The organism is Pseudomonas sp. TWI929, from assembly GCF_039673335.1.
In the GTDB taxonomy this organism is placed as follows: domain Bacteria; phylum Pseudomonadota; class Gammaproteobacteria; order Pseudomonadales; family Pseudomonadaceae; genus Aquipseudomonas.
In genome coordinates this window covers 1-24,122 of record NZ_JBDJLK010000037.1, presented here as the reverse complement: position 1 = coordinate 24,122, position 24,122 = coordinate 1, and the positions used below count along the sequence as shown (strand labels likewise).

Here is a 24,122-nt window from a genome sequence, read left to right as displayed (position 1 = left end):
AGGCCTTGCCGAAAAAGTCATTTGCAAATGTCCGTGTATTCCCCGAGAATATGCGGCCTTTTGGGCACCCGTGTGCCTATTTGGCATTCAGATTTGCAGTACCGACTATAGGAACAATGTTCACATGGTAACCATTCGTCTTGCCCGTGGCGGCTCGAAAAAGCGCCCATTCTACCACCTGACCGTGACCAACTCGCGTAACGCCCGTGACGGCCGTTTCGTTGAGCGCGTAGGCTTCTTCAACCCGATCGCATCGGGCGCCGAAGTCAAGCTGTCGGTCAACCAAGAGCGCGTTTCCTACTGGCTGAGCCAGGGCGCACAGCCGTCTGAGCGCGTTGCTCAGCTGCTGAAGGACGCTGCCAAGGCCGCTGCCTAAATAGTATGAACGCGACGCCAGAAAAGGCTGACGACCTCATCGTCGTTGGCAAGATTTTTTCGGTTCACGGCGTTCGCGGCGAGGTGAAGGTGTATTCCTTTACCGATCCGATTGAAAACCTGTTGGATTATCCGCGCTGGACGCTTCGGCACGAAGGCAAGGTAAAGCAGGTCGAGCTGGTCAGCGGTCGTGGCTCCCAAAAGGGCCTGGTCGTGAAACTGAAAGGCCTCGATGATCGTGATGAAGCCCGTCTTCTGAGCGGTTACGAAATCTGCATTGCGCGGAGCCTTTTGCCCAACCTGGCTGCCGACGAGTACTACTGGTACCAGTTGGTGGGTCTGAAGGTCATCAACCAGGACGAACAGCTGTTCGGCAAGGTCGATCACCTGTTGGAGACCGGTGCGAACGATGTAATGGTGGTCAAGCCCTGCGCAGGCAGCCTGGATGATCGCGAGCGTCTGTTGCCCTATACGGAGCAATGCGTGCTCAACATCGACCTGGAAGCGGGCGTGATGCGGGTTGAGTGGGACGCGGACTTCTAAACGATGGGTAACCTTCGCGTAGACGTCATCACGTTGTTCCCCGAGATGTTCTCGGCCATCACTGAGTACGGCATTACCAGCCGCGCGGTGAAACAGGGGTTGCTTCAGGTAACTTGCTGGAACCCGCGGGACTACACCACAGATCGTCACCACACGGTAGATGATCGGCCGTTTGGCGGTGGTCCGGGCATGGTGATGAAAATCAAGCCTCTGGAAGACGCCCTGGTTAGCGCCAGGCAAGCGACCGGAGCAGCGGCGAAGGTGATCTACCTTTCGCCACAAGGCCGCAAGCTGACTCAGCAGGCGGTCAAAGGCCTGGCCGAACAGGAATCGTTGATCCTGATCGCCGGTCGTTATGAAGGCATCGACGAGCGCTTTATCGAGGCTCATGTCGATGAGGAGTGGTCGATTGGCGACTATGTGCTTTCCGGTGGCGAGCTGCCGGCCATGGTACTGATCGATGCGGTTACGCGGCTGCTGCCCGGAGCTTTAGGGCATGTGGACTCGGCGGAAGAAGATTCCTTCACCGACGGTCTGCTCGATTGCCCGCACTACACCCGACCTGAGGTGTATGCGGATCAGCGTGTTCCCGACGTGTTGCTAAGTGGCAACCATGCACATATCCGGCGTTGGAGGATGAAGCAGTCCCTTGGTAGGACCTTCGAACGACGCGCCGATCTTCTGGAAAGTCGCTCGCTTTCTGGAGAAGAGAAGAAGCTGCTCGAGGAATATCTCCGCGAGCGGGACGATAGTTAAACGTATCGATGGTGGATCGCGTATCCATCTTAGGAGCACAGCATGACCAACAAGATCATCCAGCAGCTCGAAGCCGAGCAGATGAGCAAGGAAATCCCGACCTTCGCACCAGGCGACACCGTTGTCGTTCAGGTTAAAGTGAAGGAAGGTGAGCGTTCCCGTCTGCAGGCGTTCGAAGGCGTCGTTATCGCCAAGCGTAACCGCGGTCTGAACAGCGCCTTCACCGTGCGCAAGATCTCCAGCGGCGTTGGCGTAGAGCGTACCTTCCAGACCTACAGCCCGCAAATCGACAGCCTGGCCGTGAAACGTCGTGGTGACGTGCGTAAAGCCAAGCTGTACTACCTGCGCGACCTGTCCGGCAAAGCCGCTCGCATCAAGGAAAAACTGTCCTGAGTGCAGTTTGCCCGGTGGCCAAGGCCGCCTAGCGAGAAAAAAGCAGCCTTCGGGCTGCTTTTTTGCGTTTTGAAACCCGAAAATGTGATTGCCATGACTACCCGAGACCAGGAAATCCAGCGCCGCACCGAGCTGTCGGTAACCCGCGTGACCAAGGCGGTGTTCCCCAATACCACCAACCACCACAACACCTTGTTCGGCGGCACCGCCCTGGCCTGTATGGACGAAGTATCGTTCATTGCCGCCACGCGCTTCTGCCGCCTGCCGTTGGTGACCGTATCCACCGACCGCATCGACTTCAAGCACCCTATCCCGGCGGGCTCGATCGTCGAATTGGTGGGTTCGGTGGTCAAGGTCGGCAATACCAGCTTGCAGGTACAGGTGGATGTGTTTGTCGAGAACATGTACCTGGACGGCCGTGAGCGGGCGATCCACGGGGTGTTCAGTTTTGTCGCCATCGACGAAGACAAGCGCCCGGTGCCGGTACTGCCGGGCGCCTGAGTGTCAGGGCTCCAGGGCTGGCTCGATCAACGCCACCAGAGTCCATCCTGGTTGCGGCTGTAGTGGGTTGTCGGGACTGGCCACATGCACCCAGCCGTGCCCGTCTCTTGCGAACAGCAGGTGCGCACGCTCGTCATGCAGCGCCTTGTAGGCGTCCCAGTCAAAGCCTTCTGTCAGGTTGGTACTGTACAGCTCGGCGCCCTGATGCAAGCGGTTGGCCAGTTGCAGATACGTCATCGAACTGGCCCCCAGCAGGTGGCCGCGGTGTTCCTCAGCCGCTCGATGCTTGTCGCTGCGTTGTTTCTCCAGGCCGCTGGCCAGCACGAACAGCCGGCCATGACCGAAATCATGGCGGAACCTTGCGCAGGCCAGGGCATTGATTTCGCCGGCGGGGGAGAGCCCCAACAAGTGCCCGAGGCCGACCAGGTCCAGGTGTGCATCGGCATGCTGTGAGGCCGGGTTGCCAAAATAGGTGGGCAGCCCGTCCATGCGTGCGGCGCGAATGTTTTCCCAGCTAGAATCTGTCAGCAAAACTCGACAGCCCAACTGCTGCAGTGCTTTGGCGATGGCCCGGGCCGGCTCGTTTGCCCCGACGATGAGAAACCCGCTGGGCGCTGGCTCAGCGACCTTCAGCAGGCGTGCCAGGGGCCTGGCCGTGGCGCTTTGCAGTACCACCGTGCCGATGATTACGGCGAAGGTGAGCGGCACCAGCAGCAAGGCGTCCTGGTGGCCGGCCTGGTGCAGGCGAATGGCGAAGATCGCCGAAACGGCGGCGGCAACGATGCCGCGTGGCGCAATCCAGGCCAGCAATGCACGTTCCCGCCAGCTGAGTGTCGAGCCCAGTGTGGCCAGCCATACGTTGAGCGGTCGCGCCAGCAACTGGATCACCAGCAACAGTGCCAGTACCGCTGGGCCTAGGCCCAGCAGGGCATGCAGGTCGAGGCGCGCAGCCAGCAGGATGAACAGGCCGGAAATCAGCAGCACGCTGAGGTTTTCCTTGAAATGCAGGATCTGCCGCACATCAACTCCGCGCATGTTGGCCAGCCACATGCCCATTACGGTCACGGCCAGCAGCCCGGATTCGTGCACGATCTGGTTGGCGGCGATGAAAATACCCAGCACTGCCGCCAGCGATGCGAGGTTGTGCAGGTACTCCGGCAGCCACTGCTCGCGCATGATCTGCCCAAGCAGCCAGCCCCCGGCCGCGCCCAGGGAAGTACCGCAGAAAATGACCCCGGCGAAAGTAATGAGGCTCTGGACCAGGCCATTGCCGTCTGCACTGGCGATGATGAAGCTGTACACCACCACCGCGAGCAGTGCGCCGATCGGGTCGATCATGATCCCTTCCCAGCGCAGGATGTTGGCGATGGTCGACTTGGGGCGCACCACGCGCAGCATCGGCACGATCACGGTGGGGCCGGTGACCAGGGTCAGGGTGCCGAACAGAATCGCCAGCGGCCAGTCGAACCCCAGCAGCCAGTGGGTCGCCAGGGCGATGATCAGCCAGGTGACCAAGGCGCCCACAGTGACCAGGCGATGCACCACACTGCCGATTTCGCGCCATTGCGACAGGTGCAGCGTCAGGCTGCCTTCGAACAGAATCAGCGCCACTGCCAGCGACACCAGCGGCATCAGCAACGGGCCGAACAATGCCTCGGGGTCAAGCCAGCCCAGCGCCGGGCCGGCAATGATCCCGGCCAGCAGCAGAAACAGGATTGCCGGTAGCTTCAGGCGCCAGGCCAGCCATTGGCAGGCAAGCGCCGCGGCGCCTATGCCGCCGACGCTGAGAAGTATCTGCTCTTCGCGCATGTGGGCTCCCTATGGCTGCAGTGTTATGAAAGACTAAGCGTCAATCCGCCGTTTGCCACTGAGTTTTCATGCCTGCCCTCGACCACCCCCTGATCGACGAGTTTCTCGACGCCCTGTGGCTTGAGAAAGGCCTGTCCGACAACACCCGCGTGTCCTACCGCAGCGACCTGGCCCTGTTCAATGGCTGGCTGCAGGAGCGCTCGGTCAGCCTGCCCGACGCGGGGCGCGAGTTGATCCTCGACCACCTGGCCTGGCGCCTCGACCAGGGCTACAAGCCACGCTCCACGGCGCGCTTCCTCTCCGGCCTGCGCGGTTTCTTCCGTTACTTGCTGCGGGAAAAGCTGGTGGCCATCGACCCGACCCTGCAAGTCGACATGCCGCAACTGGGCAAACCACTGCCCAAGTCGCTTTCCGAAGCGGATGTCGAAGCCTTGCTGCAAGCCCCGGACCTGGGCGAAGCCATCGGCCAGCGCGACCGTGCCATGCTCGAAGTGCTTTACGCCTGCGGCCTGCGTGTCACCGAACTGGTCAGCCTGGCCCTCGACCAGGTCAACCTGCGCCAGGGTGTGCTGCGGGTGATGGGCAAGGGCAGCAAAGAGCGCCTGGTACCCATGGGCGAAGAGGCGGTGGTGTGGCTGGAACGTTACCTGCGCGACGGCCGCGCCGAGCTGCTGAACGGCCGCCCCAGCGACGTGCTGTTTCCCAGCCTGCGTGGCGAGCAGATGACCCGCCAGACCTTCTGGCACCGCATCAAGCACCACGCCCGGGTGGCCGGCATCGACAAACCGCTGTCGCCACACACCCTGCGCCATGCCTTCGCCACCCACCTGCTCAACCACGGTGCCGACTTGCGCGTGGTGCAGATGCTGCTGGGCCATAGCGACCTGTCGACCACGCAGATCTACACCCACGTCGCCAAGGCCCGCCTGCAGCAACTGCATGCCCAGCACCACCCGCGTGGATGAATGTTTTTCATGTTCCGCCGACCGGTCCTTGCAAGGCCCTTCACCGGCGGTGTGATGTGGTAGGCTTGGGCGGTTTGCACCAAGGGCCGCACGGCCACCGCGTATTTTCCGCAGGTGGCGCCCTCCGGCCCCTGTCCGCCTTCAGGAGTTTCCATGCGCGTGATCAAGATGTTCGCCGCCGCCGCGTTGGCGCTGGCCAGTACCTTTGCCGTTGCTGCGGCAGCCGATAGCAATGCCGGTGCCGAGCAGGCCATCCGTAAATCGCTGCAAAACCTTGAGCTGGAAGTACCCGTGGAAAGCGTGGCCAGCAGCCCGCTCAACGGCCTGTATGAAGTCAAGCTGCAGGGCGGCCGTGTGCTGTACGCCAGCGCCGACGGCCAGTTCGTGATGCAGGGCTACCTGTTCCAGATCCAGGACGGCAAGCCGGTCAACCTCACCGAAAAAACCGAGCGTCAGGGCATCGCCAAGCTCATCAACGGCATTCCAGCCGCCGAGATGGTGGTTTATCCTGCCAAGGGCGAGACCAAGTCGCACATCACCGTGTTTACTGATACCACCTGCCCGTACTGCCACAAGCTGCACGCCGAAGTGCCTGAGCTGAACCGTCGCGGTATCGAAGTGCGCTATGTCGCCTTCCCGCGCCAGGGCCTCGGCTCGGCGGGTGACCAGCAACTGCAGGCCGTGTGGTGCTCCAGCGACCGCCGTGCTGCGATGGACAAGATGGTCGAAGGTGAAGAAATCAAGGCTGCCAAGTGCGCCAACCCGGTCGGCAAGCAGTTCCAGCTGGGCCAGTCGATCGGCGTCAATGGCACGCCGGCCATCGTCCTTGAAAGCGGCCAGGTCATTCCGGGCTACCAGCCGGCGCCGCAGGTCGCCAAGCTGGCACTTGCCAAGTAATCCAATTCAATACGCCGTCGTCATGGGGTGACGGCATGTTTCACGGCCGGCATAGGTGTCGGCCGTTCAATGGGGAGTTCACAGTGAAACCGGTCAAAGTAGGCATCTGTGGGTTGGGGACCGTCGGTGGCGGAACCTTCAATGTACTTCAGCGCAACGCCGAGGAGATTGCCCGCCGTGCCGGGCGCGGTATTGAAGTGGCACAGATCGCCATGCGCTCGCAGAACCCGAACTGCCAGATTACCGGTACCCCCATTACCGCTGATGTGTTCGAAGTTGCGAGCAACCCGGAAATCGACATTGTCATCGAGCTGATCGGTGGCTACACCGTGGCCCGCGACCTGGTGCTCAAGGCCATCGAAAACGGCAAGCATGTGGTCACCGCCAACAAGGCGCTGATTGCCGTGCACGGTAACGAAATCTTCGCCAAGGCCCGCGAGAAGGGCGTGATCGTCGCCTTCGAAGCGGCCGTGGCCGGTGGTATCCCGGTGATCAAGGCCATCCGCGAGGGCCTGTCGGCCAACCGCATCAACTGGCTGGCCGGCATCATCAACGGCACTGGCAACTTCATCCTTACCGAAATGCGTGAGAAGGGCCGTGCCTTCCCGGACGTGCTGGCCGAAGCCCAGGCGCTGGGCTATGCCGAAGCCGACCCGACCTTCGATGTCGAAGGCATCGACGCCGCGCACAAGCTGACCATCCTGGCGTCGATCGCCTTTGGTATCCCGCTGCAGTTCGACAAAGCCTACACCGAAGGCATCACCCAGCTGACCACTGCTGACGTGAACTACGCCGAGGCCCTGGGCTACCGCATCAAGCACCTGGGTGTGGCCCGTCGCACCGCCGAAGGCATCGAGCTGCGCGTGCACCCGACGCTGATCCCGGCCGACCGCCTGATCGCCAACGTCAACGGCGTGATGAACGCGGTCATGGTCAATGGTGACGCCGCCGGTTCTACCCTGTACTACGGTGCAGGCGCCGGCATGGAGCCTACTGCTTCGTCGGTGGTCGGCGACCTGGTCGACGTGGTCCGTGCCATGACTTCCGACCCGGAAAACCGCGTGCCGCACCTGGCCTTCCAGCCGGATTCGCTGTCGGCCCACCCGATCCTGCCGATCGAAGCCTGCGAAAGCGCCTACTACCTGCGCATCCAGGCCAAGGATCACCCGGGCGTACTGGCCCAGGTGGCCAGCATCCTCTCGGAGCGTGGCATCAACATCGAGTCGATCATGCAGAAGGAAGCCGAGGAGCAGGACGGCCTGGTGCCGATGATCCTGCTGACCCATGGCGTGGTCGAGCAGCGCATCAACGACGCCATCGTCGCCCTGGAAGCCCTGCAGGACGTAGTCGGCAAGGTCGTGCGCATCCGCGTCGAGCAGCTCAACTAACAAAATTAGTGCCGTCGGGCCGCCAGCGCGGCCCGGGCCTCAGCATCGAAGGTTTGCACCCATGCGCTATATCAGTACCCGCGGCCAGGCACCGGCCCTGAATTTCGAAGACGTGCTGCTGGCTGGCCTGGCCAGCGATGGCGGCCTGTATGTGCCGGAAAACCTGCCACGCTTCACCCAGGAAGAAATCGCCTCGTGGGCCGGCCTGCCGTACCACGAACTGGCCTTCCGGGTGATGCGCCCGTTCGTCGAAGGCAGCATTGCCGACGCCGACTTCAAGAAGATCCTCGAAGAAACCTACGGCGAGTTCGCCCACGCCGCGGTGGCCCCGCTGCGTCAGCTGAACAGCAACGAGTGGGTGCTGGAGCTGTTCCACGGCCCGACCCTGGCGTTCAAGGACTTTGCCCTGCAATTGCTCGGCCGTCTGCTCGACCACGTACTGGCCAAGCGCAACGAGCGTGTGGTGATCATCGGCGCCACCAGTGGTGACACCGGCTCCGCCGCCATCGAAGGCTGCCGCCGTTGCGACAACGTCGACATCTTCATCCTGCACCCGCACCAGCGCGTGTCGGAAGTGCAGCGCCGGCAGATGACCACCATCTTCGGTGACAACATCCACAACATCGCCATCGAAGGCAACTTCGACGACTGCCAGGAAATGGTCAAGGCCAGCTTCGCTGACCAGTCGTTCCTCAAAGGCACGCGCCTGGTGGCCGTCAACTCGATCAACTGGGCGCGGATCATGGCCCAGATCGTCTACTACTTCCACGCTGCCCTGCAGTTGGGTGGCCCGGCGCGTTCCGTGGCGTTCTCGGTGCCGACCGGCAACTTCGGCGACATCTTCGCCGGTTACCTGGCGCGCAACATGGGCCTGCCGGTCAGCCAGCTGATCGTTGCCACCAACCGCAACGACATCCTGCACCGCTTCATGAGCGGCAACCAGTACGTCAAGGAAACCCTGCACGCGACCCTGTCGCCGTCGATGGACATCATGGTCTCGTCCAACTTCGAGCGCCTGCTGTTCGACCTGCATGGCCGCAACGGTGGCGCCATTGCCGAACTGATGGCCAACTTCAAGCAAGGTGGTGGCTTCAGCGTCGATCAAGACCGCTGGACCGAAGCGCGCAAGCTGTTCGACTCGCTGGCAGTAAGCGACGAGCAAACCTGCGAGACCATCGCTGATGTGTTCGCCGCCACCGGTGAAGTACTCGACCCGCACACCGCAATCGGCGTCAAGGCCGCCCGTGAGTGCCGCCGCAGCCTGGACACGCCGATGGTGGTGCTGGGTACCGCGCACCCGGTCAAGTTCCCGGAAGCAGTGGAGAAGGCCGGCGTGGGCAAGGCACTGGAGCTGCCAGCGCACCTCAGCGACCTGTTCAGCCGTGAAGAGCGTTGCACGGTACTGGCCAATGACCTGAAGGCTGTGCAGGGCTTTGTCAGCCAGCACGGTAACCGCGGCAAGCCGCTGTAACCGCGTTGCTTTCTGGGGCTGCTTTGCAGCCCTATCGCGACACAAGGCCGCTCCCACAGGAGGAACGCACTCTCTTGTGGGAGCGGCCTTGTGTCGCGAAAGGGCCGCAAAGCGGCCCCAAAATCTCGGACTTTTCCCTCAGTCCAATCAGAAGCGTCCTATTCAGGCGCACCCCGTGCAACGCCTAACTTAGCCGGTCCTCCCACCAGGAGCGGCTCATGCACCAGACCTCCGTGTTGATCCACCAGGCGCGCCCATCGCACCAGATCCTCCTGCACCAGGCCCTCAATGCCCAGGGCGTCTTCGACGTGCGCATCAGCGCAAACAGCACTGACCTCGACGCCTGCCTCGGCGCGGAGCGTCGCCCCGACTTGCTGATCCTCGACCACGCCATGCCAACCCAGGCCGGCCTTGCCTTGCTTGCCCGGCAGCACCGAGCGCGCGCACTGCTGTTTGTCGGCCAGCCCGGCACAAAGCTCCACAACCTTGCCCAGGAAGCCAGAAAACGTGGCCTGTGGGTGCTCGCCGAGCTGCCCTGGCCGCTGTCAATGCCGCGCCTGCAGCATGCCTTGCAAACGCTGCAGGTGCGCCCTTGGCGGCGTATTCAAACTGTCACATCAGCCCCGCATGCTCACTGAAGCAGGCGCACTAAAACGAAACTTTCCGCTGCGCCTGTTGGTCAGTCCCTCTATATCCCACCACGCAGCGAGTGATCCGGATGGAAAGAATCTGCAGACTGCTCAACGACGCCCTGACCCCCTATCAGACCCACCTCGGCACCGCCGATGCCTGCGGTAATCGGCAATTGACCGTTCACGACCACCTCGCCGGCATCACCTTGCGACGCACGGTCAGCGAGCGCCAGTTGCAGGAGCAACGCCTGTTGATTGATTTGGTGGACGGCCTGCACCGTGACCTGCAGATAGCCGAAGGGCGCTTGCAGCCTTGTGTGATCGCTGCACTGCAGCAGCGTCAGCAACCCAGGGGAACCTTTGCCTGAGTGGCCAATCAGAGCATGTAGGGGCAGCCAGCCAGTGCTTTGCTCCGGCGCTGGCGAGGCTGTCACGGGAAGTCCCCAAGGACTTTCGCTTGGCCCCGGGCGTCTTCCCCAGCGTCCGGGGTTTCTTTTTATGGTCAACACAGTTCCCTGTAGGAGCGCGTAGGTCGCCGCTATTGCTCTTCGAAGAAACGCCGGCTCTCTTCCAGGTAATCTTCTCGCAACGCCGGATCCAGCCAGTGAGCATAGAGCCCGGGCAGCACATCCCGGCGTAGCGCCGGCAACAGCTGGTCAATATGCGCCACCGCAGCACGCCCCAGTTCGCTGTCCGAGCACCCCACATGCAGAAACTGATAACGCTCCACCCCCTGCACTGGATGAAACTGGTAGTTAGCCAGTGACCCACCTTGCTGCTGTATGAGGTAGCGCACTTCGGGCCAATAGCCGAGCACCATGCGCAAGCGCCCCAGTTGCTGCATTTGCAGCAGGTTGGCGGTAGCGTCGCTACCGTAGTGGCGGCTGAGCGCGCTGTCGGGCAACAGGCGCAGAATACTGTCGATCTGCGTGCCGTAGCTGCGCTCGGCAACAATCCCCAGCTTCAGCGAGGCATTGCTCAGCAGGCCATGCAGGTCCACTTGCTGGCCATCCAGGTACGGCGCCACCAGCGCCTGGTTTTCCTTGCGCAACACCAGGCCGCCGCTAAGTACACCCAGCGATGGCAGGGAGAAACGCACGAATTCGGCACGTTCCGGTGTCCACAACAGGGTCGGGTCGCAGGTAAAGGTGTTGCGATCCTGCAGCATCTGGATACCGCGAGCGCGGGTGACTCGCAAGATGGTGTGGTCGTATTCGGGCATTTGCTCGATCAGCAGGGGCAACAGCTGGTCGATCACCCCTTGGCCTTTCTGCTGCCCTTCAAGAATGGTAAACGGTGGCAAGTCACGCACCAGCCAGAAGATGCGTTCCTTGGCGCTGGCAGGCTGCAGCAGCAATGCGGGCAACAACCCGCACAGCAGGAACAGCTGGCGTAAACAACGGGTAGCGTACATGGGCCAGAGCCGCGCCAGGGTCAGACCGTGCCTGCTTGGCGCAGGTTGGCGATGGCCGCGGCGTCGTAGCCCAGGCCGCCGAGCAGCGCCTCGGTGTGTTCGCCCAGCGCCGGGCCGACCCATTCGGTGGAACCTGGGGTGTCCGACAGCTTGGGCACGATGCCGGGCATCTTGAAAGGCTTGCCGTCCGGTAGCTTGGCCTGCAGGAACATTTCCCGCGCCAGGTATTGCGGGTCGCTGAACATGTCTTCGGCCGAATAGATGCGGCTGGCGGGCACCTCGGCGCTGGTCAGCACCTGCATCAGTTGCTCCAGCGGCAGGCTGTTGGCCCAGCGGTCGATTACCCCGTACAGCTCGTCGCGGCGCAGGTCCCGGCCATCGTTGGTGGCCAGCGTCGGGTCATTGGCCAGGTCGTCGCGGCCAATGGCTTGCATGAAGCGCTTGAAGATCGCATCGCCGTTGGCACCGATCTGCACATGCTTGCCGTCGGCGCTGGTATGGATGGAGGAGGGCGTGATGCCTGGCATGATGTTGCCGGTGCGTTCGCGAATAAAGCCGAACACATCGAACTCCGGGACCATGCTTTCCATCATGGCGAAGATTGCCTCGTACAGCGCCACGTCCACCACTTGGCCCTGGCCGCCATTGACTTCCCGGTGGCGCAGGGCCATCAGCGCGCCGATCACCCCCCATAGGGCGGCAATCGAGTCACCGATGGAAATACCCGTGCGCACCGGTGGGCGGTCGTGGAAACCGGTGATGTAGCGTAGGCCGCCCATCGACTCGCCTACCGCGCCGAAGCCCGGCTGGTCTTTCATCGGCCCGGTCTGGCCAAAGCCCGACAGGCGCACCATCACCAGGCGCGGGTTGAGCGCATGCAGCACGTCCCAGCCCAGACCGAGTTTTTCCAGCACGCCCGGGCGGAAGTTCTCGATCAGGATGTCGGCTTCGGCCAGCAGCTTCTTCAGAATCTCGCGGCCCTCGGGGTGCTTGAGGTTGAGGGTGAGCGACTGCTTGTTGCGCGCCTGCACGAACCACCACAGCGAGGTACCCTCGTACAGTTTGCGCCACTTGCGCAGCGGGTCGCCGCCATCGGGCGATTCGACCTTGACCACCTCGGCGCCAAATTCGGCGCAGATACGCGAGGCGAACGGCCCGGCGATCAGGGTGCCGAGTTCGACAACTTTGAGGCCGGCGAGGGGTTTGCTGGGCGTCGACATGTGGCATCCGTGGCAGCTGGGCAGAGCCGTGGTTTTATCATAGGTCCGCAGCGGCAGATACTGCTGCGGCGCAACGAAAGGCAGGATCGGTTAGACTGTGCCACTTTTCTTTGCCCAAGAAGCCCGTCGACCATGGCCCAGCCGTCCACCACCTACAAATTCGAACTGAACCTGACCGACCTCGACCGCGGCGTGTACGAAAACGTCCGTCAGACCATCGCCCGCCACCCTTCGGAAACCGAAGAGCGCATGGCCGTGCGCCTGCTGGCCTATGCCCTGTGGTACAACGAGAACCTGTCGTTCGGCCGCGGCCTGTCCGACGTCGACGAAGCGGCGCTGTGGGAAAAGAGCCTGGACGATCGTATCCTGCACTGGATCGAAGTGGGCCAGCCGGACGCCGACCGCCTGACCTGGTGCTCGCGCCGTACCGAGCGTACCAGCCTGCTGGCCTACGGCAGCCTGCGTGTATGGCAGAACAAGGTGGTAGACGCGGTCAAGGGCCTGAAGAACCTGAGCATCGCCGCGGTGCCACAGGAGGTGCTGGAAACCCTCGCTACCGACATGCCACGCACCATCAAGTGGGACGTGATGATCAGCGAAGGCACCTTGTTCGTCACCGATGACCGTGGCCAGCACGAAGTGCAGCTGGAATGGCTGATGGGTGAGCGTGGCTGAATGACCCATGCGTATTGAACCCCGCCCTCTGCCGTCGACCCTGCCATTTCTGGGTAACCTGCCACCCTTGCTGACCCGCCTGTACGCCGCGCGCGGCGTGCAGAGCGAGGCCGAGCTGGACAAAAGTCTGGCGCGCCTGCTGCCGTATCAGCAGCTCAAGGGCATCGAGGCCGGCGTGGACCTGCTGGTCGAGGCTCTCGACCAGCGCCAGCGTATTCTCATCGTCGGCGACTTCGATGCCGACGGCGCCACTGCCAGTACCGTCGGGGTGCTGGGCCTGCGCCTGCTGGGTGCGGCCCATGTCGATTACCTGGTGCCCAACCGCTTCGAATACGGCTACGGCCTGACCCCGGAAATCGTCGAGGTGGCCCTGCAGCGCCAGCCGCAGTTGCTGATCACCGTGGACAATGGCATTTCCAGTGTCGACGGGGTGGCCGCCGCCAAGGCTGCCGGGCTCAAGGTGCTGGTCACCGACCACCACCTGCCGGGCGCGGAGTTGCCCCATGCCGACGCCATCATCAACCCCAACCAGCCGGGTTGCAGCTTCCCGAGCAAGTCGCTGGCCGGGGTAGGGGTGATCTTCTACGTGCTGATGGCCCTGCGTGCACGCCTGCGCAGCCTGGGCCGCTACGAGACGCAGCCCCAGCCGAATATCGGCGAACTGCTCGACCTGGTGGCGCTGGGCAGCGTCGCCGACGTGGTGCCGCTGGACGCCAACAACCGTATCCTGGTGCACCAGGGCCTGGAGCGCATCCGCGCCGGTCGCGCCCGGCCGGGGCTGAAGGCCATTCTTGAAGTGGCGAGCCGTGATCATCGGCGTATTACATCGACGGACCTTGGTTTCATCCTCGGCCCACGCCTGAACGCTGCCGGGCGTTTGGACGACATGAGCCTGGGCATCGAATGCCTGCTGAGCGAAGACGCCGCCCTGGCCCAGGACATGGCCCAGCAGCTGGACGACCTGAACAAGGACCGCAAGAACATCGAACAGGGCATGCAGCGCGAGGCCCTGGCCCAGCTCAAGGACCTGCCGGTCGAGTCGATGCCGTATGGTTTGTGCCTGTTCGATGCCGACTGGCACCAGGGCGTGATCGGTATTCTGGCGTCGCGCCTGAAGGAGCGGTACCACCGGCCAACCATCGCTTTTGCTGACGCAGGCGAGGGCATGCTCAAAGGCTCGGCGCGTTCGGTGCCGGGGTTCCATATTCGTGATGCGCTGGATGCCGTGGCGGCGCGCCACCCGCAACTGATCAGCAAGTTCGGCGGCCACGCCATGGCTGCCGGGTTGTCGTTGCCCGAGGCCAATTTCCCGGCCTTTGCCGAGGCGTTCGACGAAGAGGTGCGGCGCCAGCTGCGTGAGGAAGACCTGACGGGCCGGTTGCTGTCCGATGGCAGCCTGGCAGTAGAGGAATTCCACCTCGAACTGGCCAAGGCCCTGCGCCACGCCGGGCCTTGGGGCCAGCACTTCCCTGAGCCGCTGTTCCATGGCGTGTTCCAGCTGGTGGAGCAACGTGTGGTCGGCGAGCGGCACCTGAAGGTGGTGCTCAAGAGCGAATGTGGCTCGGTGCGGCTGGACGGCATTGCCTTTGGCATCGACCGTGAAGTGTGGCCGAACCCGACGGTGCGCTGGGTGGAGCTGGCGTACAAGCTGGATGTGAACGAGTTTCGCGGTAATGAAAGTGTGCAGTTGATGATTGCCCACATGGAGCCGCGCTGATTGCAATTTCGGGGGCTGCTTTGCAGCCCATCGCCGGCAAGCCAAGCGCGACTCCTGTGGGAGCGGGCATGTCGAGGCGTCGAACCGCCGCGAACACCGGCAAAGCCGGTGCCATCCACCAAGTTGCCTGCTTCGCGGGTAAACCCGCTCCCACAGATACAATTGCTATTGGCTCATCTCGGATTGCCTTTTGCGCTTCCGGTTTTGCCAGTGCATTACGCCTGCTGCGATGAATGAAACCAGGCTCAGCAATGAGAAGAACACAATTCCCTCCAAAAGACCGCGGTTGTATTTTTCGATCACATACTCCTTGAGCGCGGGCTCGTACAGGACTCCGCTTCCGGTCGATAGCCGCCTGATAATAGGACCAGTCAAAGCATCTTCGATCTCGGCAAAGAGCGGTGTCTTCTCGTTGATGTTGGCAGCGTCATAACGCGCTTTATGTGTATATACCCGACGTTGGGTGACTTGTCCGCTTGGCTCTTTGTATGCAATACGAAAAGTGTAAAGCGACCTGTCGTAATCCCAGGTTTCAGGTGCGGATGCAAGCGCTGCTCTAACGCTTACCCAAGGAGCGGTTACAGGCTCTGCTGCTTCTTTCCACACTGTAAGGTGTGCGAGTGCAAGACAGGCAAAAAAAGTGCCTACGAATAACAGGGAGGTCACCCGTTTAGCCGGCTCCAAAGCACGCATCATTTGGAGCCACGACGACCAAGTCAGCATCGGAAAAAATCCATCGGTTCGCTTTGGTTAACGGTATTTATCTTGCTGCGGAGCGGAGCAACAGGCATATTTGTCTTGGCCTCCACCTATTATAGTGGTGATCGAGGGGATTGGTCCTGTCGGTACTTGCCCATTAACGCTTTCGATTCCTATTGTTATCGAAGCTCCCCCTCCATTTGCAGGAGGGTTAGGGGGTGCAATAGGTGGGTTGACACCTCCCGGCTGTATTATTGGCTGATTGATAGTGAATGATTCTAAAGTTCTGGTGTCCAGTTTGATCTCCAACGTGTCCGGGTTCCACGTGATAACTTGTATTAGTCCCCCGAAATGCTCATGTATAGATTGTGGGTCTGTTATTGTCAGATTTGGCGCCAGTATCGGATTTGCGGTCTCTTTCGTTATGTCGTGTTTAATGAGTGCTTCGACTATCGGAGTGATTGTTCTTTGGATTTTTTCTGCCAGTGCCGAATTGTAAGTTCCAATTAGGCTGGCTCCCAGTGATATGGCGGTGAAAGTGCCTGCGACCCAAGGTGCGGCTATTAGTATTGCGAAACCCGCTACGGCGCCTGCTACATTACCTACAAGGCTGACGTAGTCCCCTATATTCGGCTCGTCGTTAGGCTGGTACTCGGCAACAATTTTCAGAAAGGTTACCGTGCCCGCCAAGGTGTTGGTGACGATATTTATAAACGGAACTGCGCCTGCAGTCATTTGCGTAACTGACAGTACAGAAGCAATTGCGCTGGTTGTCTGGGCACCCTGTACTACAAGTGTGAAACCCTGCATGTCAGTGTTGAACTGATCGTGAACTGCGGCGGCTGCGCCTGCTTGGAACCCAGGCCTCCCCACCCTATCCACCATGGCGACGAATATCTCGACCCGTTTAGTCATATTTTAAAATCCTTGTTTATTGTCTTGAAAGCAATGGTGGTGCGCAGACGGTCGCAGTCTATGGTTGGTGATTTAGCTCGGTGCGGCATTTCACCGTCGAAGATTGCAATACGTCTTGGTTTGGGTAGTGCCGCAGCGATAACGTCAGTCTTGGCGTCATTGCAGAATAAAAGCTCACCTCCCCACGTCGTTGCCCAGTAGTCGTTACAGAAAAGGACTGCGGTATGCCCAGGCTCGCTTGGCAGGTTGTCTCGGTGAATTGGGCTGTCCTGCCCAGCGGTCTGGCCGTTTGCATACACGCCGATGAGTCTGGAGTTTTTCATGTGCTCAGCACATAAACGTTTCCAGATGTTGATGAGAAACCCCCAGCGCTCGTTTGCAGCCAGTTCTTGTTCACAACATTCCAGTAATTCACGCTTGCTCCCTGCAATGAAGAAATGCCAGCAGGGGCGAGCGAAGGGCGTAGAATTTACTGGCCAGTCATATCGCCAAAGGGTGTGTGAGAACGCGTTGTTAAGTCTGGCTTGTTCATCAAGTGTAATGGCATTATCTAGAATGCTTATGTCACTTGAAACGAATTGTCTTTGCATTGGCTATGTCTCAAATCTTGTACAATGCCTTGAAGGCTGTTAGCCAGGTAATGGTGGCTGGTGCAAGGAGACATTAGCCGCTTGGTATCCTAGGTTCGATAGGATATGAGAGTTACTGATTGAAAAGAATTTCCGAAGCAGATGTGGCTCTTGAGGCAATTGGCTGTGGGAAATATTCCGTTGCCCCGGTGTGCCGGGGCAAGAAGGTATACATGGGGGAGGTGACCCATTCATGTATGGAGTAATTACTGGCCCTTAGCCGAGTAACAGTGATGTCGACCTCAACGCGACATACCTAACTCGGCATCATCCATCAACGCCTTGGCCATCGCACTCAAGTAGTGCGCAGCCCAGATCATCATGGGTTTCTCATCCATCAGCCCGACGATGGTCAGTTCACGTACGTAGCCCATCAATTCGGATGCCTGATCACGGGCGTCCCGGCAGGGAATGCCTGCTTCGATGCGAAACAGTGGGTGGGTCTGGTTTTCACCTTGGAAGAAAGTGGTTTTGCCGACGGTGAACTGGGTGTCTTCTGTAGTCATTGTTATAGCAATTCCTTGAAGGTTAAAGGAGTTGCCACCGCCGTTTCCACACGAAGGGCGGCAACTGTATGCAGGGTGGAAAACCGGTCTTCAAGGACCCGGTAGGCCAAAAGGCCTCCCGCATACAGCTGCCATTACAACAGGCACTTGAAGATTGACCGGGTTTCCACACCCGCATCGCTAGATTTCAGCGACCTGGAAAGCCTAAGTGGCAGAGTTTCCAGGAACAATCAGACGCCAGTCGACAGGACTTGTAGGGTATTTCTTCAGGCTGGGAATCACCATATCTGGGTTGTAGGGGATATCTGAAATGCCTGTCAGGGTGTTTGGCTGTGGCGGCGGTTTGGGCTGCCAGGTGCCTGCCTTTAGTGTGATGTCGCCTATGAAATCGAGCGCCGCCCGCGCGGCGCATCGCGAGCAAGCTCGCTCCTACATCTGTTTCGGGCCAGTTACGCCTGAAGCAGAGGCGCGCCCCCCTTGGCCTCCACCTCGATTTTGTGTGGGGCAAACAAGGCGGTCGCGCGCGTTGGCACAGGAGGTACTGGCCCGAAACAGATGTAGGAGCGAGCTTGCTCGCGATGCGCCGCGCGGGCGGCGCTCGATTTCATAGGCGACATCACACTCAAGACGAACCCCCCGCACCCCCACCCAAAATCCCACGGTACCTTCCCCCCAACCATTCTGGTCTAGTCTGAAGAATGACCGGACCCGGGCCAGGGACGTGCAATTGAGTGTCCGGGCCGGATCACCATTGGAGTCCTTGGGAGGTGCCCTCATGAGCCTGCTGCTCGAGCCTTACACCCTGCGTCAGCTGACCCTGCCCAACCGCATCGCCGTGTCGCCGATGTGCCAGTATTCCGCCGTCGATGGCCTGGCCAACGACTGGCACCTTGTTCATTTAGGCAGCCGCGCCGTGGGTGGTGCGGGCCTGGTGATCACTGAAGCCGTGGCGGTCACCGCCGATGGCCGTATCACCGCCGAAGACCTCGGCCTGTGGGACGATGCGCAGATCGCCCCGCTGCAACGCATCACCCGCTTCATCACCGCCCAGGGCGCCGTGCCCGGCATTCAGCTGGCCCACGCAGGGCGCAAGGCCAGCACCTATCGCCCATGGCTGGGCAAGCCAGGCAGCGTCAAGCTGGAAGAGGGCGGTTGGCAGCCGGTGGGGCCGTCGAAGATCGCCTTCGACCCGCAGCACACACCGCCGCGCGAGCTGACCCAGGACGAGATCCAAGGCGTGATCGGCGCTTTTGTCGCCTCGACCGAACGCGCCTTGAAGGCTGGTTTCAAGGTGGTGGAAATCCACGCCGCCCATGGCTACTTGCTGCACCAGTTCCTCTCGCCGCTGAGCAACCAGCGCCGCGACGAATACGGTAGCTGCTTCGAAAACCGTATTCGCCTGACCCTGCAGGTGGTCGAGGCTGTGCGCAAGGTCTGGCCTGCCGAGCTACCACTGTTCGTGCGGGTGTCGGCGACCGATTGGGTGGAGGATGGCTGGAACCCGGATGAAACCGTCGAACTGGCCCGCCGCCTGCGCGGCTTGGGTGTCGACCTGATCGACGTGTCCTCCGGCGGCACCTCGGTCAACGCCGAAATCCCCACCGGCCCCGGCTACCAGACCCGCTTCGCCGAGCGCGTGCGCAAAGAGTCGGAAATCGCCACCGGCACCGTGGGCATGATCACCGAACCGGCCCAGGCCGAGCACATCCTGCGCACCGGCCAGGCCGACATCATCTTCCTCGCCCGCGAACTGCTGCGCGACCCGTACTGGCCGCTGCATGCCGACGACGACCTGGGTGGCAACAAGGCTACCTGGCCGGCGCAATACCAACGCGCCACCAGCCGGGCCAACCCGATTCACGAGTCGGACCTGAGGGATTGACCTGACATTTTACCGACGGCATGCGCGGATCCTGTGGGAGCGGGTTTACCCGCGAAGAAGGCGACTCGGTGTATGGCACCGGCTTTGCCGGTGTTCGCGGGTGAACCCGCTCCCACAGAGGTCGTGCAAAATCACGGTTTGGTATTTGCTCCTGTTTCCTTGATTACTTCCAGATAGTCATCCACTGCCTCTTTGAATGCGGCAGACAGTATCCTGCGTGACCGAGCATGAAACCCGACAATATCGGGAGTTACGCAAAGCTGACCGACCCATAAGCGGTCTTCCTTGCTGTATTTAACCTTTGCTCTTAGTCCTAGATATTCCATGTATCTGGCCCTCAACCTATTCTGATGACTGCAAGATAGAGGATTTAGCATTGGGAATGGGCTGAGCCAATTGTAGGAAAGCGCCTGGATTGAGGTGCCGGCCCCAATCCAGGCTTTACGCTCAATGCTTGATCATCACATGCCGCACACAGGTGTAATCCTCCAGCCCATACATCGACATGTCCTTGCCATACCCCGAATGCTTCTGCCCGCCATGGGGCATTTCGCTGACCAGCATGAAGTGGGTATTCACCCAGGTGCAGCCATACTGCAGGCGTGCGGCCAGGCGGTGGGCGCGGCCGGTGTCGCGGGTCCAGACCGATGAGGCCAGGCCGTAGTTGGAGTCATTGGCCCATTCCAGTGCCTGCGCTTCGTCGCTGAAGCGGGTGACCGACACTACCGGGCCGAACACCTCATTGCGCACGATTTCGTCGTCCTGCAGGGCGTCGGCCAGTACGGTTGGTTCGAAGAAGAAGCCATCACCGTCAAGCGCCTTGCCACCGGTCACCAGGCGAATGTGTGGCTGGGCGATGGCCCGTTGCACCAGGCCGGCCACCTTGTCGCGGTGCTGGGCACTGATCAGCGGCCCCAGCTCGGTGTCCTCGGCCTCCTGCAGGCCCGGCTTGAGGCTGGCGACTGCTTTACCCAGGCGTTCGACAAAGCGCTCGTAGATGCCGTCCTGCACGTACAGGCGACAGGCGGCGGTGCAGTCCTGGCCGGCGTTGTAGAAGCCGAAGGTGCGGATACCGTCGATGGCGGCGTCGATGTCGGCATCGTCGAACACCAGCACCGGTGCCTTGCCGCCCAGTTCCATGTGCATGCGTTTCACGCTGTCGGCGGTAGCGCTGATGATGTGCGCGCCGGTGGGGATCGAGCCGGTCAGCGACACCATGCGCACCTTGGGGTGGTTGACCAGCGGGTTGCCGACGGTCTGGCCACGGCCGAAGAGAATGTTCAGCACCCCCGGTGGCAGCAGGTCCTGGGCCAGTTCGCCCAGGCGTAGGGCTGTCAGCGGGGTCAGCTCGGAGGGCTTGATCACCACCGTGTTGCCGGCCGCCAGGGCCGGGGCGATCTTCCACGCCAGCATCATCAGCGGGTAGTTCCACGGCGCGATTGAGGCGACCACGCCCAGCGGGTCGCGGCGGATCATCGAGGTGTGGCCTGGCAGGTATTCGCCCGCCGCCGAACCGCCCAGGCAGCGCGCCGCCCCGGCAAAGTAGCGGAACACATCGGCAATCGCCGGGATCTCGTCATTCAGCGCGGCGCTCAAGGGCTTGCCGCAGTTCTGCGATTCCAGCCGGGCCAGTTCATCGCCATGCTCTTCGATGGCGTCGGCCAACGCCAGCAAGGCTTGCGAGCGGTCCTTGGGGCTGGTTTGCGACCAGCTGTCGAAGGCTTGGTCGGCGGCGCGTACGGCGCTGTCCACCTGGGCCTCGGTGGCTTCGTTGATCTGCGCCAGGGCAGTGCCCAGCGCCGGGTTGAGCACGGTCCAGGCCGGGCCTTCGCCAGCCACCAGGTGACCATTGATCAGCATCTGCGTTTGCATCGGGGACTCCTCCAGGGTCATTTGCCACTGCCCGCGACGCTTTCGCCGCCACGGGTCAGGTAATAGGCGCCAAGGATCGGCAGCATGGTCACCAGCATCACCAGCATGGCGACCACGTTGGTTACCGGCACGTCACGTGGGCGGCTGAGCTGGTTCAGTAGCCAGATCGGCAGGGTGCGCTCGTGGCCGGCGGTGAAGGTGGTGACGATGATTTCATCGAATGACAGGGCGAAGGCCAGCATGCCGCCGGCCAGCAGCGCCGAGCCAAGGTTGGGCAGGATGATGTAGCGGAAGGTTTGCCAGCCATCGGCGCCAAGGTCCATCGACGCTTCGATCAGGCTCTGCGAGGTGCGCCGCAGGCGTGCGATCACGTTGTTGTAGACGATCACCACGCAGAAGGTGGCGTGGCCGACCACGATGGTGAATATCCCCGGTTCTATGCCCAAGGTCTTGAACGCCGAGAGCAGGGCGATGCCGGTGATGATGCCGGGCAGGGCGATGGGCAGGATCAGCATCAGCGAAATGCTCTCCTTGCCGAAAAAGCTGCGCCGGTACAGCGCCGCCGAGGCCAGCGTACCGAGCACCAGGGCAATCAGCGTGGCCAGGCAGGCCACCTGCAGCGACAGCTTGATCGCTTCCAACACATCGGGCCGGGCGAAGGCCACGGCGAACCACTTCAGGGTAAAGCCCTTGGGCGGGAAGCTGAACGCCGCGTCTTCGGTGTTGAAGGCGTACAGGAAGATGATCAGGATCGGGAAGTGCAAGAACAGCAACCCGCCCCAGGCCGCCAGGCGCAGCCCGGTTGACGCTTTTTCAGAGTGCATCGAAGGCCCCCAGGCGCTTGACGATGGACAGGTACACTGCAATCAGCACGATCGGCACCAGGGTGAACGCGGCGGCCATCGGCATGTTGCCGATCGCCCCTTGCTGGGCATAAACCATGCTGCCAATGAAGTAACCGGGCGGGCCGACCAGTTGCGGCACGATGAAGTCGCCCAGGGTAAGCGAGAAGGTGAAGATCGAGCCGGCGGCAATACCCGGGATCGACAGCGGCAAAATCACCTGCACGAAGGTTTGCCCAGGCCGTGCGCCGAGGTCTGCCGAGGCCTGCAGCAGCGACGGTGGCAAGCGCTCCAGCGAGGCCTGGATGGGCAATATCATGAACGGCAGCCAGATGTACACGAACACCATGAAGCGCCCCAGGTGCGAGGTCGACAACGTGCTGCCACCCACGCCTGGCACCGCCAGCACGGCTTGCAGCAGGGCATCCAGGTGCAGCTGCTGGACGAACCACTGGGCTACGCCGCCCTTGGCCAGCAGCAGGGTCCAGGCGTAGGTCTTGACGATGTAGCTGGCCCACATCGGCATCATCACCGCGATGTAGAAAAACGCCTTGGTCTTGCCGCTGGTGTAGCGCGCCATGTAGTAGGCGATGGGGAAGGCCAGCACCGCGCTCGCCAGCGACACGGCCACCGCCATGCCCAGGGTACGCAGGATGATGTCGAAGTTCGACGGGTTGAACAGCGCGGCGAAATTGCCCAGGGTCAAGTCTGGGGTTACCGCCATGGTGAAGTCGTCGAAGGTATAGAAGCCCTGCCACAGCAGGTTCAGCAATGAGCCCAGGTAGATCGCGCCGAACCAGGTCAGCGGCGGTACCAGCAGCAATGCCAGGTACAGGTTAGGGCGCCGGTACAGCAGGTTGGACAGGCTGCGCAGCGTGCTCATGTCAACGGCCCTCGGTTTCCTGTAGCACCGTCATGGCCTCGCGGGGCCAGTGTGCCAGTATCCGTTGCCCGGGTTGCCAGGCTTGTGCCTGCGCTTGCCAGCGGTCGTTGGCCTGGCTTACCGCCAGCAGCTGGCCGTTGTCCAGCTGCAGCTCGTAGCGGGTGGCGCTGCCCTGATACTGGATATCGCGCAGCAGGCCACTGACCTGCACCTCGTGGCTGGTCACCACCGGGTCGCCCAGGCGGATGTGCTCGGGGCGGATGGAGAAGGGCGCCGGGTTGCCGTTGAGCGCCATGGCCAGCTCGCCACGCACCACGTTGGAGGTGCCGACGAATTCGGCAACGAAGGTGGTGGCCGGCTGCATGTACAGGTTGCGCGGTGTGTCGACCTGCTCGATACGGCCGCGGTTGAACACCGCCACCCGGTCGGACATCGACAGCGCCTCGGTCTGGTCGTGGGTGACGAAGATGAAGGTGATGCCCAGCTGACGCTGCAGCTTCTTCAATTCGCCCTGCATCTGTTCGCGCAGTTTCAGGTCCAGCGCACCGAGCGGTTCGTCCAGCAACAGCACCCGTGGCCGGTTGACCAGCGCCCTGGCCAAGGCCACGCGCTGGCGCTGGCCGCCAGACAGCTGCGCCGGCTTGCGAGCGCCGTAGCCGGCCAGGGCCACCATGGCCAGGGCTTCTTCGGCACGGCTTTGGCGTTCGGCCTTGGCCACGCCTTTTACCTTCAGGCCATAGGCGATGTTGTCCAGCACGTTCATGTGCGGGAACAGCGCGTAGTCCTGGAACACGGTGTTGACGTCACGCCGGTAGGGCGGCACGCCGGCGGCTTCCACCCCGTGGATGCGGATCGAGCCGCTGGAGGGTTGTTCGAAACCGGCGATCAGGCGCAGGCAGGTGGTCTTGCCCGAGCCGGACGGGCCGAGCATGGAGAAAAACTCGCCATCGATGATGTCGATACTGACCTGGTCGACGGCCTTGACCTCGCCGAAGGTGCGGGAAACCTGGGTGAACTGGACGGCTAGGGGCATGCTTAGGCTCCAGACAACTGACTTAATCCTGTGCTGGCCTCTTCGCGGGCACGCCCGCTCCCACAGGTATTACACAGCCATCAAGGCCGGTGCCCTACCTGTTGG

General features: G+C 61.6%; 25 protein-coding genes. 14 read left to right on the top strand and 11 right to left on the bottom strand.

The features are described 5' to 3' along the window. Positions 1–124: 124 nt before the first annotated feature. The 5 genes from rpsP (at position 125) to ABE456_RS16260 (ending at position 2,568) form a co-directional block, all read left to right on the top strand. A complete protein-coding gene (gene rpsP / locus ABE456_RS16280) occupies positions 125–376 on the top strand; it encodes a 30S ribosomal protein S16 (protein WP_027920106.1) in 252 nt (83 codons plus the stop codon). 5 nt (positions 377–381) lie between these two features. Next, the gene (rimM, locus tag ABE456_RS16275; protein ID WP_346644830.1) at positions 382–918 is read left to right on the top strand and encodes a ribosome maturation factor RimM; all 537 of its coding nucleotides are present in this window, start codon (positions 382–384) and stop codon (positions 916–918) included. Positions 919–921: 3 nt separating this feature from the next. Beyond that, positions 922–1,674, top strand: a complete 753-nt coding sequence (gene trmD / locus ABE456_RS16270; RefSeq protein ID WP_003252146.1) for a tRNA (guanosine(37)-N1)-methyltransferase TrmD — start codon at positions 922–924, stop codon at positions 1,672–1,674. 42 nt (positions 1,675–1,716) lie between these two features. Continuing rightward, entirely contained in the window at positions 1,717–2,067 is a 351-nt protein-coding gene (gene rplS, locus ABE456_RS16265; RefSeq protein ID WP_003252148.1) for a 50S ribosomal protein L19, read from the top strand. Between the two features lie 93 nt (positions 2,068–2,160). Beyond that, positions 2,161–2,568 (top strand): acyl-CoA thioesterase, encoded by a 408-nt coding sequence (locus ABE456_RS16260; protein WP_346644829.1) that lies wholly within the window; start codon positions 2,161–2,163, stop codon positions 2,566–2,568. A gap of 3 nt (positions 2,569–2,571) precedes the next feature. On the opposite strand, the gene ABE456_RS16255 is transcribed toward ABE456_RS16260, so the two are convergent. Then, on the bottom strand, positions 2,572–4,377 hold the full coding sequence (locus ABE456_RS16255) for a sodium:proton antiporter (protein ID WP_346644828.1): 1,806 nt from the start codon (positions 4,375–4,377) through the stop codon (positions 2,572–2,574). A 68-nt stretch (positions 4,378–4,445) separates the two neighbouring features. Between ABE456_RS16255 and xerD the strand changes: the two genes are divergently transcribed. From xerD to ABE456_RS16225, 6 genes are all read left to right on the top strand, one after another. Continuing rightward, entirely contained in the window at positions 4,446–5,342 is an 897-nt protein-coding gene (xerD, locus tag ABE456_RS16250) for a site-specific tyrosine recombinase XerD (RefSeq protein ID WP_346644827.1), read from the top strand. 153 nt (positions 5,343–5,495) lie between these two features. After that, positions 5,496–6,239: a DsbC family protein gene (locus tag ABE456_RS16245; RefSeq protein WP_346644826.1), complete on the top strand. Its 744-nt coding sequence runs from the start codon at positions 5,496–5,498 to the stop codon at positions 6,237–6,239. An 83-nt stretch (positions 6,240–6,322) separates the two neighbouring features. Beyond that, entirely contained in the window at positions 6,323–7,627 is a 1,305-nt protein-coding gene (locus ABE456_RS16240; protein ID WP_085673377.1) for a homoserine dehydrogenase, read from the top strand. Between the two features lie 61 nt (positions 7,628–7,688). Further along, positions 7,689–9,098: a threonine synthase gene (thrC, locus tag ABE456_RS16235; protein ID WP_346644825.1), complete on the top strand. Its 1,410-nt coding sequence runs from the start codon at positions 7,689–7,691 to the stop codon at positions 9,096–9,098. Between the two features lie 218 nt (positions 9,099–9,316). Further along, positions 9,317–9,736: a histidine kinase gene (locus ABE456_RS16230; protein WP_346644824.1), complete on the top strand. Its 420-nt coding sequence runs from the start codon at positions 9,317–9,319 to the stop codon at positions 9,734–9,736. An 80-nt stretch (positions 9,737–9,816) separates the two neighbouring features. Next, positions 9,817–10,098, top strand: coding sequence for a DUF3509 domain-containing protein (locus tag ABE456_RS16225; protein ID WP_346644823.1), 282 nt, complete (start codon positions 9,817–9,819; stop codon positions 10,096–10,098). A 170-nt stretch (positions 10,099–10,268) separates the two neighbouring features. Here ABE456_RS16225 and ABE456_RS16220 read toward each other — a convergent pair whose 3' ends face one another. Continuing rightward, positions 10,269–11,144, bottom strand: a complete 876-nt coding sequence (locus tag ABE456_RS16220) for a TIGR02285 family protein (RefSeq protein ID WP_346644822.1) — start codon at positions 11,142–11,144, stop codon at positions 10,269–10,271. Between the two features lie 20 nt (positions 11,145–11,164). Further along, positions 11,165–12,364, bottom strand: a complete 1,200-nt coding sequence (locus ABE456_RS16215; RefSeq protein WP_346644821.1) for a CaiB/BaiF CoA-transferase family protein — start codon at positions 12,362–12,364, stop codon at positions 11,165–11,167. A gap of 132 nt (positions 12,365–12,496) precedes the next feature. Between ABE456_RS16215 and ABE456_RS16210 the strand changes: the two genes are divergently transcribed. After that, a complete protein-coding gene (locus ABE456_RS16210; protein WP_346644820.1) occupies positions 12,497–13,039 on the top strand; it encodes a YaeQ family protein in 543 nt (180 codons plus the stop codon). A gap of 7 nt (positions 13,040–13,046) precedes the next feature. Further along, a complete protein-coding gene (recJ, locus tag ABE456_RS16205; RefSeq protein WP_346644819.1) occupies positions 13,047–14,756 on the top strand; it encodes a single-stranded-DNA-specific exonuclease RecJ in 1,710 nt (569 codons plus the stop codon). Between the two features lie 165 nt (positions 14,757–14,921). Here recJ and ABE456_RS16200 read toward each other — a convergent pair whose 3' ends face one another. The 4 genes from ABE456_RS16200 to ABE456_RS16185 form a co-directional block, all read right to left on the bottom strand. Further along, a complete protein-coding gene (locus tag ABE456_RS16200) occupies positions 14,922–15,479 on the bottom strand; it encodes a hypothetical protein (protein ID WP_346644818.1) in 558 nt (185 codons plus the stop codon). A 27-nt stretch (positions 15,480–15,506) separates the two neighbouring features. Beyond that, entirely contained in the window at positions 15,507–16,370 is an 864-nt protein-coding gene (locus ABE456_RS16195) for a hypothetical protein (protein WP_346644817.1), read from the bottom strand. Further along, entirely contained in the window at positions 16,367–16,960 is a 594-nt protein-coding gene (locus ABE456_RS16190) for a 2OG-Fe(II) oxygenase (protein WP_346644816.1), read from the bottom strand. The genes ABE456_RS16195 and ABE456_RS16190 overlap by 4 nt, the downstream gene beginning before the upstream one ends. Before the next feature lie 281 nt (positions 16,961–17,241). Continuing rightward, positions 17,242–17,505: a DUF3077 domain-containing protein gene (locus tag ABE456_RS16185; RefSeq protein ID WP_346644815.1), complete on the bottom strand. Its 264-nt coding sequence runs from the start codon at positions 17,503–17,505 to the stop codon at positions 17,242–17,244. 775 nt (positions 17,506–18,280) lie between these two features. Between ABE456_RS16185 and ABE456_RS16180 the strand changes: the two genes are divergently transcribed. Beyond that, positions 18,281–19,387 (top strand): NADH:flavin oxidoreductase/NADH oxidase, encoded by a 1,107-nt coding sequence (locus ABE456_RS16180; RefSeq protein ID WP_346644814.1) that lies wholly within the window; start codon positions 18,281–18,283, stop codon positions 19,385–19,387. Positions 19,388–19,834: 447 nt separating this feature from the next. Here ABE456_RS16180 and ABE456_RS16175 read toward each other — a convergent pair whose 3' ends face one another. From ABE456_RS16175 to ABE456_RS16160, 4 genes are read right to left on the bottom strand one after another with little or no spacing between them, the layout of a single operon-like run. After that, positions 19,835–21,259, bottom strand: a complete 1,425-nt coding sequence (locus ABE456_RS16175; RefSeq protein ID WP_346644813.1) for a gamma-aminobutyraldehyde dehydrogenase — start codon at positions 21,257–21,259, stop codon at positions 19,835–19,837. Between the two features lie 17 nt (positions 21,260–21,276). Continuing rightward, on the bottom strand, positions 21,277–22,083 hold the full coding sequence (locus ABE456_RS16170) for an ABC transporter permease (RefSeq protein ID WP_346644812.1): 807 nt from the start codon (positions 22,081–22,083) through the stop codon (positions 21,277–21,279). Further along, positions 22,073–22,984 (bottom strand): ABC transporter permease, encoded by a 912-nt coding sequence (locus ABE456_RS16165; protein WP_346644811.1) that lies wholly within the window; start codon positions 22,982–22,984, stop codon positions 22,073–22,075. Before ABE456_RS16165 ends, ABE456_RS16170 begins: the two co-directional genes overlap by 11 nt. 1 nt (position 22,985) lies before the next feature. Then, complete coding sequence (locus tag ABE456_RS16160; RefSeq protein WP_346644810.1) at positions 22,986–24,017, bottom strand: ABC transporter ATP-binding protein; 1,032 nt, start codon at positions 24,015–24,017, stop codon at positions 22,986–22,988. Between the last annotated feature and the right edge of the window lie 105 nt (positions 24,018–24,122).